The organism is Actinoplanes sp. DH11, assembly GCF_020873875.1.
Taxonomy (GTDB): Bacteria; Actinomycetota; Actinomycetes; order Mycobacteriales; family Micromonosporaceae; genus Actinoplanes.
The window spans coordinates 105,346-117,778 of sequence record NZ_JAHWGU010000011.1 but is presented as its reverse complement, the minus strand read 5'-3'; the positions used below and the strand labels follow the sequence as shown (position 1 = coordinate 117,778).

The 12,433-nt window shown below is 71.5% G+C and carries 16 protein-coding genes and 1 riboswitch; of the genes, 4 read left to right on the top strand and 12 right to left on the bottom strand.

Annotated features, from left to right (window positions below):
* Positions 1-17: 17 nt before the first annotated feature.
* From LPA41_RS18070 to LPA41_RS18050, 5 genes are read right to left on the bottom strand one after another with little or no spacing between them, the layout of a single operon-like run.
* A complete protein-coding gene (locus LPA41_RS18070; protein ID WP_229071771.1) occupies positions 18-869 on the bottom strand; it encodes a menaquinone biosynthetic enzyme MqnA/MqnD family protein in 852 nt (283 codons plus the stop codon).
* Positions 866-2,089 (bottom strand): MFS transporter, encoded by a 1,224-nt coding sequence (locus tag LPA41_RS18065; protein ID WP_229071769.1) that lies wholly within the window; start codon positions 2,087-2,089, stop codon positions 866-868. Before LPA41_RS18065 ends, LPA41_RS18070 begins: the two co-directional genes overlap by 4 nt.
* A 46-nt stretch (positions 2,090-2,135) precedes the next feature.
* Positions 2,136-2,723 (bottom strand): helix-turn-helix domain-containing protein, encoded by a 588-nt coding sequence (locus tag LPA41_RS18060; protein WP_229071766.1) that lies wholly within the window; start codon positions 2,721-2,723, stop codon positions 2,136-2,138.
* Between the two features lie 21 nt (positions 2,724-2,744).
* A complete protein-coding gene (locus LPA41_RS18055) occupies positions 2,745-3,167 on the bottom strand; it encodes a PIN domain nuclease (RefSeq protein WP_229071764.1) in 423 nt (140 codons plus the stop codon).
* Complete coding sequence (locus LPA41_RS18050) at positions 3,164-3,382, bottom strand: ribbon-helix-helix protein, CopG family (protein WP_229071762.1); 219 nt, start codon at positions 3,380-3,382, stop codon at positions 3,164-3,166. The genes LPA41_RS18055 and LPA41_RS18050 overlap by 4 nt, the downstream gene beginning before the upstream one ends.
* Before the next feature lie 192 nt (positions 3,383-3,574).
* On the opposite strand from LPA41_RS18050, the gene LPA41_RS18045 reads away from it, so the two are divergent.
* The 3 genes from LPA41_RS18045 to LPA41_RS18035 all read left to right on the top strand — a co-directional run bounded on the left by LPA41_RS18045 (position 3,575) and on the right by LPA41_RS18035 (position 6,989).
* The gene (locus tag LPA41_RS18045; RefSeq protein WP_229071760.1) at positions 3,575-5,584 is read left to right on the top strand and encodes an AAA family ATPase; all 2,010 of its coding nucleotides are present in this window, start codon (positions 3,575-3,577) and stop codon (positions 5,582-5,584) included.
* Positions 5,584-6,450: an LLM class flavin-dependent oxidoreductase gene (locus LPA41_RS18040; RefSeq protein WP_229071758.1), complete on the top strand. Its 867-nt coding sequence runs from the start codon at positions 5,584-5,586 to the stop codon at positions 6,448-6,450. The genes LPA41_RS18045 and LPA41_RS18040 overlap by 1 nt, the downstream gene beginning before the upstream one ends.
* A gap of 65 nt (positions 6,451-6,515) precedes the next feature.
* On the top strand, positions 6,516-6,989 hold the full coding sequence (locus LPA41_RS18035; protein ID WP_229071756.1) for a hypothetical protein: 474 nt from the start codon (positions 6,516-6,518) through the stop codon (positions 6,987-6,989).
* Between the two features lie 9 nt (positions 6,990-6,998).
* Here the strand turns inward: LPA41_RS18035 and LPA41_RS18030 are convergent, their stop codons facing one another.
* Positions 6,999-7,418: a GNAT family N-acetyltransferase gene (locus tag LPA41_RS18030; protein WP_229071754.1), complete on the bottom strand. Its 420-nt coding sequence runs from the start codon at positions 7,416-7,418 to the stop codon at positions 6,999-7,001.
* A 108-nt stretch (positions 7,419-7,526) separates the two neighbouring features.
* On the opposite strand from LPA41_RS18030, the gene LPA41_RS18025 reads away from it, so the two are divergent.
* On the top strand, positions 7,527-8,288 hold the full coding sequence (locus tag LPA41_RS18025) for a VOC family protein (protein WP_229071752.1): 762 nt from the start codon (positions 7,527-7,529) through the stop codon (positions 8,286-8,288).
* A gap of 4 nt (positions 8,289-8,292) precedes the next feature.
* On the opposite strand, the gene fliQ is transcribed toward LPA41_RS18025, so the two are convergent.
* From fliQ to LPA41_RS17995, 6 genes are all read right to left on the bottom strand, one after another.
* A complete protein-coding gene (gene fliQ, locus LPA41_RS18020) occupies positions 8,293-8,550 on the bottom strand; it encodes a flagellar biosynthesis protein FliQ (protein WP_229071750.1) in 258 nt (85 codons plus the stop codon).
* Positions 8,551-8,581: 31 nt separating this feature from the next.
* Positions 8,582-9,406, bottom strand: a complete 825-nt coding sequence (locus tag LPA41_RS18015) for an ABC transporter ATP-binding protein (protein ID WP_229071748.1) — start codon at positions 9,404-9,406, stop codon at positions 8,582-8,584.
* Positions 9,403-10,377, bottom strand: a complete 975-nt coding sequence (locus LPA41_RS18010; RefSeq protein WP_255689899.1) for an iron ABC transporter permease — start codon at positions 10,375-10,377, stop codon at positions 9,403-9,405. Before LPA41_RS18010 ends, LPA41_RS18015 begins: the two co-directional genes overlap by 4 nt.
* An 89-nt stretch (positions 10,378-10,466) precedes the next feature.
* The gene (locus LPA41_RS18005; protein WP_229071744.1) at positions 10,467-11,399 is read right to left on the bottom strand and encodes an ABC transporter substrate-binding protein; all 933 of its coding nucleotides are present in this window, start codon (positions 11,397-11,399) and stop codon (positions 10,467-10,469) included.
* Between the two features lie 108 nt (positions 11,400-11,507).
* Positions 11,508-11,569, bottom strand: a riboswitch (cobalamin riboswitch).
* Between the two features lie 99 nt (positions 11,570-11,668).
* The gene (locus LPA41_RS18000; protein ID WP_229071742.1) at positions 11,669-11,980 is read right to left on the bottom strand and encodes a DUF4229 domain-containing protein; all 312 of its coding nucleotides are present in this window, start codon (positions 11,978-11,980) and stop codon (positions 11,669-11,671) included.
* Between the two features lie 24 nt (positions 11,981-12,004).
* Entirely contained in the window at positions 12,005-12,433 is a 429-nt protein-coding gene (locus LPA41_RS17995; RefSeq protein WP_229071740.1) for a hypothetical protein, read from the bottom strand.

Below are 12,433 nucleotides of genomic sequence, written 5' to 3'. Positions count from 1 at the left end.
ACCGCCCACGGTGAAGATCAGATTTCGGCGAAGAGCGGGCCGCCGTCCGGCAGCACCGGCACCTCGCCTCGCCCGGCGGCACGCCTGGCGAACTCGCGGACCCCGGCGATCTGCCGGTCACCGAGCGAGAAGTCCAGCACCCGGAAGTAGTTGGCAAGTGTGGCGGCGTCGAACGGCTCCCACCGGGCCGCCGCCTCCGCCACCTCGTCGAGTTCGCCCAGACAGAGGTCACGGGACCGCTGGAACGCCTCGTGCACGTCCTTGACCCGGCCCGGGTGGGCGGCCGCGAAGTCCTTGCGGACCGCCCAGACGGCGAAGACCATCGGCAGCCCGGTCCACTCCTTCCACGCCTCGGCCAGGTCGATCACCTGCAGGCCGCGGGCGGGGGCCTCATACATCGCGCGCAACGCCGGGTCGCCGATCAGGACCCCGGCGTCCGCCTCCATCAGCATCTGCGACAGGTCGGGTGGGCAGCGGAAGTACTCCGGCTCCACCCCGTACCGCTCGGAGAGCAGCATCTGCGCGAGCATCACGCCGGTCCGCGAGGTGGAACCGAGCGCGACCGGCCGCCCGTCCAGCTCGGCCGGCGGTCGGGTGGAGATCAGGTTGACCGAGAGCACCGGGCCGTCGCTGCCCACCGCCAGGTCGGGGAGCAGCAGCAGCTCGTCGGCATGCCGCAGGTACTCCACCAGGGTGATCGGCCCGATGTCCAGGTCACCGGCGACGAGCTGGGCGCTGAGTCGCTCCGGGGTGTCCTTGTGCAGGTCGACGTCAAGCAGTGCGCCCGAGCGCATCAGACCCCAGTAGATCGGGAGGCAGTTGAGGAACTGGATGTGCCCGACCCGGGGCCGACGGACGCTGTCGCTCATGCTGCGACGTTATCCCCGATCTCGCGGTCGTCACGGGTCCGCGGGGGCGCGGGTGGCTCAGATCGCACCAGCGGCAGGCAGGCCAGCGCGGCGAGGATCCCGGCCGCTCCAGCGCCGGCGACCAGGACGCGGGGCTCGAAGGCCTCCGCGAGCGGCCCGGCCAGCAGCAGGCCGGCGAGACCGGCGCCCTGCACGGCGGCGGTGGTCGCGGCGAAGGCACGGCCGTGGGCCGCGGACGGAACCCGGCTCGCGATGGTCACCGCGGTGCAGATGTTCAACGCGCCGTTCGCCGCGCCACCGAGGATCCAGAGCGGGACGAGCCAGCCGGCGGAGGTCACCGCGGCGGCGACGCACACCACCGCACAGGTCCCGCCGAGCAGCGCCAGCACTGCCGGCAGCGTGATCCACCGGCGCGGCGCCCGGCCGAAGAGGACGCTGCCGGCGAGCATGCCGACGGTCCACGAGGCCATCACGAAGCCGTAGACGGTGGTCGAGGCGCCGAGCGTCTCCCGGATGAAGAACACCTCGAAGACGTTCACCGCGCTCACCCCGGCGACGACGGCCGCGACCGCCACCGTCATCACGGTCAGGGTGCGGTCGTCGCGCAGCCGGAAACGGCCGGCCGGCAGGTGCGCGGCGCCGGTGGGTGCGCCTCTGCGCGTACGGATGAGAAGCCCGATCCCAACCAGCGCGAGATAGCTCGCCGCATCCAGCAGCAGCGGCACGCGCGGGCCCGTCCAGCCGACCAGGATGCCGGCGAGGGCCGGTGCGACGAGCATCCCGGCCTGCCCGGCGGTCTGCACGATGCCACTCGCGCGGGCCAGGTCGGCCTCGCGCACCATGCCCGGCACCAGCGCGGCGAAGGTCGGCTGCGTGACGGCGAGACCGCACGCGAGCAGGCCGACCAGGGCGATGATCAGAACCGGCTGGGTGGTGAACGCGAGCACGGCGCAGAGCGCGGCCTGACCGAGACCGATCAGAACCAGGAGGGTACGGCTGTCCACCCGGTCCACCAGCCGCCCGGCGAGCGGGGCGAGCACGATGAGCGGAAGGCTCGCCGCCACCAGCAGTCCGGAGACGGCCAGCCCGCCGTGCCCCGCCTCCTGCAGGACGAGGGCGAGGGTGGTGGCCGCCAGGAAGTCGCCACAGACAGAGACGGCTCGGCCGATCGCGGCGAGGTGCACGTCGGTCCAGCGCGAGGTCCCAGATGTGAAGGACATACTTCGAAAGTAATCCTTCACATCTGATCAACTCAAGGCTCTGGCGTCAGGTCCCGTCGTGGGTGATCGGGAACGCCGCGTACTGCACGACCACCTGACGGGCACCCTCGGTCTCCGGACGGTCACGCAGCCGGTACGGGTCCATCAGCGTCCGGACCTTCTCGTTGAGTTCGGCCAGCTCCTCGGCCGTGACCATCAGGTGCAGACCCATCAGGTGCGACGCCTCCCGCCACTGCCGGGTCTCCTGCGGCTGCCGGCCCATCCACTCCCGGATGCGCTCCTTGTCCCGGGCCAGATAGAGATCGACGAGCGCCCGCTCCGCCGCGTACGACTCGGGGTGCTCCGCATCGGCGTCGAGCGTCAGGCCGGCACCCGTGCTCCGCCACCGCCGTTCCCGGCCGTCACCCTGGCTCGGCGCCTGCTCCACGAGGCCGTACTTCGCCAGCTCCCGCAGGTGGTAACTCGTCGCACTCGGCGACAGGCCGACCAGGCCGGCGCACTCGGTGGCCGTCATCGCGGCCCCGGTCACGGTCAGATGGTCGACGATCTCGATCCGGGCCGGATGCGCCAGCGCCCGCATCGTCCGCGCGTCGGTGATCCGGACGTTCGGCCGTTCACTCCCCTGCTCCGCCATCCACCCATTCTGTCCAGCCCGTCAGGCATCGCCCGCGGGAGGCACTCGCAGGCGCTCCACAGGCTGCCCGGTGACCTCAGCGATGAGATCGAAATCCTTGTCGAGATGCAGAACGATGAGGCCGGATCGTTCGGCGACAGCGGCGATCAGCAAATCGGGAACCGACGGCGCCCGATGCCGGCCCTGGTCCGCGAGAATCGCCTGCACTTCGACGGCACGCTGCTCGGCGGAGGGAGTGAGGTACTCGATCGGCATCAACGACAACGGTGGCTGACTCGCATGTTTGCGATGCTCAGGTCCCGACCGCGCGGAGTAGCCGACCTCGAGCAGAGTCGGCGTCGTGATCCGGACGAGACCTCGCCCGAGCCGATCGAGCCATTCCTCCGCGTCGGCGCTCCTCGACAGGCGGACCAGGGCGGATTTGTCGGCCAGCCAGCCGGTCACCGCCAGGCCTCGGTCATCAGTTCCTCGTCAGCGAGGCCGGAGTACTGGTCCTCGAATCGGGCCAGGTCCGCCATGGTCGCCTTACGCTTCTCCGGAGGGAACGTCCGCGCGAGAGCCCGGCGCAAGACCTCGCTGCGGGAGAGCCCCAGACGCCTGGCCTCGGCATCGAGTGCGGCAACTACCTCATCGGGAACGTCACGGAGCAACAAATCCATCGTCACACCTCCTGTGATATCTCAGGATATCGCATTCGGCAGTCGCTAAATCGGTGGACAAGGGGTGGGAGTGCCGTAGCGTGGAGGGCCGCTTGACGGCCGTGGTGAGCATGCACCGCAGCGGACGTCCCCGCGCCGCCGGCGGCCGAACCGCCCTGCGGATACGCGAGCAGCACCCTTCGATTCTCAGGGATGGCTGTGCTTACCGATCTCGACACCGAGCTGACCGCGGAACGTACCCACCTCGCCGACTCCCGGGCCGCGCTGCGCCGCATGCGCGACCGGGCCCGATCGCTCTTCGCCACCGGTGACAAGGTCGCCGGGGATGCCTACACCGCCGAGCAGCTGGGCCGGCACATGGCCCGCCGGGTCAAGGAACTCGCCGACGACCCGGACACCCCGCTCTTCTTCGGCCGCCTCGACATCGAGGAGAGCGCCTACCACGTCGGGCGGCGGCACGTCACCGACGACGCGGGCGAGCCGATGGTGCTCGACTGGCGTGCCCCGCTCTCCCGGTCGTTCTACCGGGCCAGTGTGCGCGACCCGCAGGGCGTCGCCACCCGCCGCCGGTTCGGGTTCGTCCGGGGCGAGCTGACCAGTTTCGAGGACGAGCACCTGGACCGCGGCGAGGAGCTCGGCACCAGCAGCCGGATCCTGACCGCCGAGATCGAGCGGCCGCGCGTCGGCCCGATGCGGGACATCGTCGCGACCATCCAGCCGGAACAGGACGAGCTGGTCCGCGCCGACCTGGGTGACTCGATCTGCGTGCAGGGCGCGCCCGGCACCGGCAAGACGGCTGTCGGCCTGCACCGGGCCGCGTTCCTGCTCTACCTGCACCGGGAACGGTTGCGCCGGTCCGGCGTCCTGATCGTCGGGCCGAACACCGCGTTCCTCTCCTACATCTCGGCGGTCCTGCCGACCCTGGGCGAGGTCGAGGTGCAGCAGTCCACGCTGGAGGAACTGATCGGCCGGGTGCCGGTCCGGGCGGCCGACACGCCGGCGGCGATGTTGATCAAGCATGACGTACGCATGGCGGAGGTGCTCCGGCGAACCCTGTGGGCGGGGCTGCGCAAGCCCACCGAACCGGTCATGGTGTCGGACGGGTCGTACCGGTGGCGCATCGACGTGGAACCGCTGCGCCGGATCGTCGACGAGGCCCGTCGCGAGGGCCTGCCCTACGGTGTCGGCCGGGAACGCGTCCGGGCCCGGGTCGTCGGGCTGCTGCAACGCCAGTCGGAGTACCGCACCGGCAACTCCCCCAACGAGTCCTGGCTCCGCCGGATGAGCCGGATCGCGCCGGTCACCGCGTTCCTCGAGTCGGCGTGGCCGGCCGTCACCCCGGAGTCGCTGGTGGTGGGCGTGCTGACCGACCCGTCGACGGCCGGTGACCTGCTCACCGCCGACGAACAGGAGACGATCCGCTGGGTCAAGCCGCCGCGGACGGTCAAGTCGGCGAAGTTCTCCGTGGCCGACCTGCTGCTGCTCGACGAGGCCGCGGGGCTCCTCGATCGGGAGAACAGTTTCGGTCACGTGGTCGTCGACGAGGCGCAGGACCTCTCCCCCATGCAGGCCCGGGCGATCGCCCGGCGCAGCGAGCACGGCTCGATCACGCTGCTCGGTGACCTGGCGCAGGGCACCGCGCCGTGGGCGGCCACGGACTGGCGGGACGTGCTGCGGCACCTCGGCAAGCCGGACGCGCCGGTGGTTCCGCTGACCGTCGGGTTCCGCGTACCGGCGGCGGTCGTCGCCCTGGCCAACCGCCTGCTGCCGGCGCTCGGCGTGAACGTGCCCGAGGCCGTCTCGCTGCGCCGCGACGGCAACCTCGTCGTGGTTCCCGTGCCGGATCCCGCCGAGCTGGCCGCCCGGACCCTGGCCGAGGTCACCACGACGCTGGCCCAGGAGGGATCAGTCGCGGTCATCGCGGCGGACAGCGCGGTCGACGAGCTGCGGACGCACCTCACCGCGGCGGGCATCGAGCACGCGAGCGCGGACGACACCGGGACCGAGGCGCGCGTCGCGGTGGTGCCGGCGACGCTCGTCAAGGGCCTGGAGTACGACCATGTCGTCGTCCACGAGCCCGCCGACATCGTGGCCGCCGAGCCGAAGGGCCTGAACCGCCTCTACGTGGTGCTCACCCGGGCCGTCACCACACTCGCGGTGATCCATTCCAAACCGTTGCCCAGCGCGCTTACGATCTCGTGATGTCCCGTATCGGAGTGATGTTCGACCGCGACCGCGCCCCCGAGCAACTGCCCGCCTTCGCCACCGCCATGGAGGAGGCCGGCGTCGACGACCTGTGGGTCGTCGAGGACCTCGGCTGGGCCGGTTCGATGAGCGCGGCAGCCCTGGCCCTTGCCGCCACCTCGCGGATCCGGGTCGGCATCGGCATCGCCCCGGCGCCGCTGCGCAACCCGGCCCTGCTGGCGATGGAACTGGCGATGCTCGCCCGCGTCCACCCGGGGCGGCTCGTCGCCGGTCTCGGCCACGGCGTCCCGGAGTGGATGCGGCAGGTCGGCGCCGAGCGCAAGGCGAAACTGGCGCTGCTCGAGGAGACCGTTGTCGCGGTCCGCGGCCTGCTCAACGGTGAAACCGTCACGCTGCACGGCAGCGAGGTCCACATCGACGGCGTGAAGCTGGTCCACCCGCCGTCGGTGGTGCCGCCGATCGTCACCGGCGTGGTGAAACCGCGCTCGCTGGAACTCTCCGGCCGGGTCGCGGACGGCACCATCATCGCCGAGGGCAACGGACCGGCGCAGCTGGCCGCATCCCTCGCCCACGTGCGCCGCGGCGGCGGCGGGGACGACCACGAGGCGATCGTCTTCGCGCTGCTGCACGTCAGCGACGACCCCGCGGAGACGGCGGACGTCACCGGCGACCTGGTCCGCACGCAGGCCGCGTGGCTGGGCGTCGAGCCGGCCGACCTGTTCACGCTTATCGGCCCGGCCGCGGAGACACCGGCCAAGGTGCGGGCGATCGCCGACGCCGGCATGACGTCGCTGGTGCTGCGCCCGCTCGGAGCCGACCCGGTCGGCCAGGTGCGTACCACTCTCGCCGCGCTCGGCCGCTGAGTTCCGTCCCCTGATCGGGGAAACCCACTCGCCGAGCCCCGGTCCGCCGGGTGACGATTCCCTTTGTGGACGTCGTGACCCAGTGGATCCGCACCACCTGGACGAAACAGTCGCGCGGTGGCTCCGCCGCCGCGCGACGCAACTCCGCGCCGATCGCCTTCCCGATTCCGGCGGACGGGTTGCCGCTGCTGCACGAGGTCGAGATGTCGGAGGGCGACGACTTCAGCCCGCGCTTCTCGGCCCGGCGTGAACTGCCGGACCCGGCCCGGATCGCACTGCACCAGGCCGGCCGCCTGCTGAGCGTCGAACTGGTGCCGGAGCCGGGCACCCGGCCGGCGCGCTGGCACCGGGGTTCGATGGTGCTGCTGGCGCCGGGGCAGTGGCTGCGCTGGCAGATCAACTACCGGCTCACGCACCTCTGCGACGGCGCGTGGAGCTATCGGCTGGACACCCTCAACCTCGCCTACCGGCCGGACCCGGCCGTGGCCTTCACCGGCGTGCCGACCCGCTTCCTCGACGAACGGACCCGGCTCGCCTGAACAGCTCGTCTAGGCCGAGAGCGGCTTCACCCAGCGGGACCACTCCGGCTGGCGGCGGTACCCGTGCGCGGCCCAGACACCGTGCGCCCGCTCGTTGTCGTCGAGCACCATGGCGTCCACCCGGGTGCCGCCCAGCGAGCGGAACCGTTCCTCGGCCGCGGCGATCAGCCGGCCGCCGATGCCCTCGCGGCGACGGCTGGGGGCGACCGCCAGGCGGTAGAGGTGGCAGCGCCAGCCGTCCCAGCCCGCGACGACCGTGCCGACGATCTCCGGGCCGTCGACCGCGACGATCAGGGCGGCCGGGTCACGTTCGAACAGGGCGGTCAGCGCGGTCAGGGTGTCCGCCGGCCGGCTGCCGTTCTCCGCCGCGTCCCGCCAGAACGCCAGTACCTGGGTCAATTCGCCGGCATGCGCCGCTCGCAGAATCACGGCGCCAGCCTAGGAGCCGGCAGCGAAGCGGGCGCCGGACGGGGGCGGCGATTCGGGTAGACGACAGTTTCATACGCCTTGCGGTACGTGAATGCGACGATGCGGCACATGACCGTTCCGTCGCCTGGCGTGCCCAACTGGATCGATCTGGCCACCGCCGACCTCGCGGACGCGACCCGCTTCTACACCGCCGTGTTCGGCTGGACCGCCGAGGTCTCCGGCGACGACTTCGGTGGCTACACCACGTTCCAGCTGAACGGCCTGCCGGTGGCCGGGGCGGGACCGCTCTTCGGTGAGGCGCAGCCGACCGCCTGGAGCACCTACTTCGCGGCCGACGACGCCGACGTGGTGGCCGCCCGGGTGGAGGCGGCCGGCGGGAAGGTTCTCGTCGCCCCGTTCGACGTGGTGGATCAGGGCCGGATGGCGGCGTTCCTGGACCCGGCCGGCGCGCCGTTCAGCGTCTGGGAGGCCGGGATCATGCGCGGCGCCGAGATCTTCAACGTGCCCGGTGCGCTCACCTGGAACGAGCTGAACACCCGCGATGCCGAGGGCGCCAAGGCGTTCTACGGCGTGGTCTTCGACTGGGATTATCAGGACACCCACGTGAGCGGCCTGCCGTACGTGATGTGCGAGCTGAACCGGCAGCCGGTGGCCGGGATGCAGCTGATGGTGGGCAGCGGCTGGCCCGACGACCTGCCGCCGCACTGGCTGATCTACTTCGCGGTCGGCGACTGCGACGTGGCGGCCGAGCACGCACAACGGCTGGGCGGGCGCCTCGTGCACCCACCAACGTCGATCACGGCCGGTCGGTACGCGCTGCTGGAGGATCCGCAGGGCGGCCGGTTCGCGATCCTGGCCGGAAACCGCTGACGGCTCAGCGCAGCAGGTCCGGAATCCTCTCGAAGAGCTGGACCGTGAAGGTCATCATCTCGCGCAACATCCAGTTGCCGGTGAGCAGCAACGCCGCCCCGATCGCCACCGCCTTCGGCACGAACGAGAGCGTCGCCTCCTGGATCTGGGTCACCGACTGGAACAGCGAGATCGCGAACCCGACACCGAGCGCGGTCAGCAGGACCGGCGCGGACAGTTTCGCCGCGATGGTCATGGCCTGGAACGCCAGCTCCAACACCATCTGATCCGTCATATCGGTCTGTTCGGACGGATCAAGTGTTTCCGGAGTGCGAAATGGTTGCGGTTGGGTTGCCGCGGACCGCCACGACCAGCGGGCCGTGCTCCCCCTCGATCACCCGGACCCGCACCCGGTAGTGCTCGGCCAGGTTCGCCTCGGTCAGCACCTCACCGGGTGTGCCCGCGGCGACGACCCGGCCGCCGGCGAGCAGGATCATCCGGTCGGCGTACTCGCCGGCGGCCGACAGGTCGTGCATCGTGGCCAGCACGGTCAGGCCACGCTCGGCACGCAACCGGTCGACGAGGTCCAGCACCTCCTGCTGGTGCCCGATGTCGAGGGCACTCGTCGGCTCGTCGAGCAGCAGGATGCCGGCGCCCTGCGCGAGCGCCCGGGCCAGGAAGACACGCTGCCGCTCACCACCGGAGAGGGTGTCGAGCCGGCGGCCGGCGAACGGATCCAGGTCGAGCGCGGTAAGCACCTCGTCGACCACGGCCAGGTCGGCGGCCGACTCCCGGCCCAGAGGCGGGATGTACGGGGTGCGCCCGAGCAGCACGTAGTCGTACACCCCCATCGCGGGTGGGACCACCGGCGACTGCATCACGGTGGCGATCGCCTTGGCCCGGTCACGCCGGTGCAGGCGATCGATCGGGGTGCCGTGCCAGCGGATCTCCCCCGCGAACGGCAGCAGGCCGCCGACGGCTCGCAGCGCGGTGGACTTGCCGGCACCGTTCGGGCCGATCACGGTGACCCATTCGCCCTCGGAGACGTCGAGGCTCACGTCGTCGACGATCAGGGTGCCGTCCAGGCGTACCGTCAGCCCGGACACACTTATCGCCGGCGCACCGGCCGGCCCGGTCACGTCGGCACCGACCGGCTGGTCCGCATCACCAGCACGAAGAAGGGCGCGCCGAGGAACGCGGTGACCACCCCGATCGGGATCTCCGCGTCGCCCGCGACGGTCCGGCCGGCCAGGTCGGCCAGGGCCAGGAACGCCGCGCCGAAAAGCACCGACAGCGGCAGCAGCGACCGGTAACTCGGGCCGGCCAGCAGCCGGATCGTGTGCGGCACGATGATGCCCACGAACCCGATCAGCCCGGACACCGAGACCGCCGCCGCGGTGCCCAGCGAGGCCGCGATGATCAACAGGTACCGGCTGCGCTGCGGATGCAGGCCCAGGCTGGCCGCTTCCGCGTCACCCACGGTGAGTACGTCGAGTTCCCGGCGGTGCGCCAGGACGATCACCCCGGTCACCACGGCGTACGGCAGGATCACCAGCACGTCGTGCCAGCCCGCGGTGGCGAGCCGGCCGAGCAGCCACGAGTACACCTGTTGCAGCGACTCGACGTGCCGCTGCAACAGGTAGGTCTGCGCCGCGGAGAGGAACGCCGACACCGCGACACCCGCCAGGATCAGCGCCGCCGGCGACCTGTCCCGGCTGCCGGCCGCGCCGAGCAGCCAGGTCAGGGCCACGGCGAGGACGGCACCGGCGAACGCGGCCACGGGTACGGTCACCGGCACCTCCGTGGTGCTGGAGGCGCCGAGCACGATCACCGCGGTGACACCCAGCCCGGCACCGGCGGCCACGCCGAGCAGGTGCGGGTCGGCCAGCGGGTTGCGGAACGCGCCCTGGTAGGCGGCCCCGGCGAGGGCCAGCATCGCCCCGACCAGCAGGCCCAGCACCACCCGCGGCAGCCGGAGCTGCAACAGGATCGCGATCTCACGGTCACTCAGGCCGCTGTCCAGGCGTACCCCCGGAATCAGGTTGAGCATCTCGACCACGACGCCGCCCGCAGGCAGCCGGGCCGAGCCGAAGGCAAGGCCGGCGAGCATCGCCACCAGCACCGCGAGCACCCCCGCGGCGAGCCACGCCGGACGCAGCCCGGCAGGCCGGGCCCTGCGCTCCAGAGCCGGAGCAGCGATCACGCGGGAACCTTGCGGACCGCGTCGGCAACGGCCTGGACGAGATCGACGGTACGGGGGCCCCAGCGCGACGCGATGTCGTCGTCGAGCTCGAAGATCTGGCCCTTCTCGACCGCGGTCACCGTCGACCATCCCTTGCGTGCCTTCACCGTGACGGCGGACTGCTGACAGCACTTCACGTCGGCCAGGAAGATGGTGTCCGGGTTCGCCTCGACGAGGGCCTCCTGGGTGACCTGCGGGTAACCACCGAGGGAGCCGTCCGGGTCGGCGGCGTCGGCCACGTTCGTCATGCCGAACCGTGCGAAGACCGACCCGATGAAAGTCTTCGACGTGGCCGAGTAGAGGTCGGGGCCGAGCTCGTAGAAGTAGCTGAGCGGCGTGCCCCGCGCCGGGACCGACGCCACGATCTCGTCGATCCTGGTCGCCATGCCGGCGCTGACCTGCTCCGCCTCGGCCCGGTGCCCGGTGAGTGTGCCCAGGTCACCGAGCTGGGCGTAGGTGTCGTCGAGCGTCGTGGCCGCCGGTGTGAGGAACACCGGGATCGACAACTTCCCGAGCTGCGCCACGATGTTCTCGGTGTCGTTGGAGAGCACCACCAGATCCGGGTCCTTCGCGGCGATCGCCTCGGCGTTCGGCTTGAAACCGGACAGGTCAGATTTCGGGGCCTCGGCCGGGTGGTCGGACTGGTCGTCCACCGCCGTCACCTGGGCGCCGGCGCCGATCGCGAACAGCATCTCGGTGGCGGTCGGGCTCAGCGAGACGATCTTCTCGGGCCGGGCCTCCAGGGTCACCGCACCGACTGTGACCGGGAAGGACGCACCCGAGCTGGCCGGGGTCTCCAGCAGGCCGCCGGAGTCCTCCGCGCGCGTGCAACCGCCGGCGAGCAGGGCGATGGCGGCTGTCGCGGCGGCGAGCAGGCGTCGGCGTTCCATGTGGTCCTCCTGTCGGCCGGCTCGGTGCTCCGCCGGCCGGACCGTGGGCCGCAGCCTGCGAGGCGCCCCTCCGGCGAGAGCGCTGGATCGCGACCGGTGCCCAGGCGACCTGGCTAGACCTCCGCCGTGGAGGTATCACAGTTGCGGGACAGCTCCGGTTTCGCACCGGATTCGCTGAGGCACGGTCTCGCAGGAAACGCTAACCCACAGGTAGCGGGTGGTCGCCGCGGGTGGGCTTTTCCGGCACGTTCGCCGGCGGCCCGGCCCTCTCAGGCGCGATCGTCCGCTGCCCGGTCGTCCGCTGCCGCGACCCGGTCGCCCGCGGCCGCCGCATCCTCGTCGCCGGCCAGCGCCGACCGCAGCCGCTCCTTCTCCGCGGTGCGGCGCGCGGCCACCGAACCCAGGTGCTCGGCCATCTCGTCCCGCCACTTGCGCAGCACCAGGAGCGAGAGGACCGCCGACACGATGAATGCGACCATGGCCTTGACCAGGATGTTCAGCGGGGTCGGCAGCAGCAGGACGAAAGCGGCCAGGAACAGGCCGATCCGGCCCAGCGTGTATTTGATCGCGGGACTCAACATGTCAATCTCACTCAGCTCTCTCCCTCAGCCGGCTCGATGGCTGAGCCAGCGGAGGCCGTAGAACCAGACCAGGCAGTACACGACGGTACCGGTGGCCGCGCCGGCCGCGCCGCTGACCAAGGACGGAACCAGCCCGGAGAGCAGACCGACCACGGTCATCCCGGCCGCGACGCCGAACCCGCCGGCAAGACCGGCCACCATCACCCGGTTCGCACCGAACCCCTCGGCCCGGAACTCCTCGGTGAACAGCCAGACCGGCAGGATCAGCGCGAGCCAGCCGTTCGAATCGCCGAACTCGGCCAGACCGGTGAGCGCCATCACCGCCTCGAAGATCAGCAGCACGACGAGGCCGACCGCGAGCCCGGCGAAGGCCGAGCCGAGCAGGTCGCCGATGGTCGCCAGCCGGCCGCCCTCATCACGGCGCAGGCCACGCACGCTCCGCTGCCGGTTCAC

Bases quoted from the DNA above. Each gene is read 5' to 3' on its own strand.
- LPA41_RS18045 (WP_229071760.1), top strand. From the start codon at position 3,575: ATGGCTGTGCTTACCGATCTCGACACCGAGCTGACCGCGGAACGTACC.
- LPA41_RS18065 (WP_229071769.1), bottom strand. From the start codon at position 2,089: ATGTCCTTCACATCTGGGACCTCGCGCTGGACCGACGTGCACCTCGCC.
- LPA41_RS18005 (WP_229071744.1), bottom strand. From the start codon at position 11,399: ATGGAACGCCGACGCCTGCTCGCCGCCGCGACAGCCGCCATCGCCCTG.
- LPA41_RS18000 (WP_229071742.1), bottom strand. From the start codon at position 11,980: ATGTTGAGTCCCGCGATCAAATACACGCTGGGCCGGATCGGCCTGTTC.
- LPA41_RS18040 (WP_229071758.1), top strand. From the start codon at position 5,584: ATGTCCCGTATCGGAGTGATGTTCGACCGCGACCGCGCCCCCGAGCAA.
- LPA41_RS18010 (WP_255689899.1), bottom strand. From the start codon at position 10,377: ATGCTCGCCGGCCTTGCCTTCGGCTCGGCCCGGCTGCCTGCGGGCGGC.
- fliQ (WP_229071750.1), bottom strand. From the start codon at position 8,550: ATGGTGTTGGAGCTGGCGTTCCAGGCCATGACCATCGCGGCGAAACTG.
- LPA41_RS18070 (WP_229071771.1), bottom strand. From the start codon at position 869: ATGAGCGACAGCGTCCGTCGGCCCCGGGTCGGGCACATCCAGTTCCTC.
- LPA41_RS18050 (WP_229071762.1), bottom strand. From the start codon at position 3,382: ATGGATTTGTTGCTCCGTGACGTTCCCGATGAGGTAGTTGCCGCACTC.
- LPA41_RS18060 (WP_229071766.1), bottom strand. From the start codon at position 2,723: ATGGCGGAGCAGGGGAGTGAACGGCCGAACGTCCGGATCACCGACGCG.
- LPA41_RS18025 (WP_229071752.1), top strand. From the start codon at position 7,527: ATGACCGTTCCGTCGCCTGGCGTGCCCAACTGGATCGATCTGGCCACC.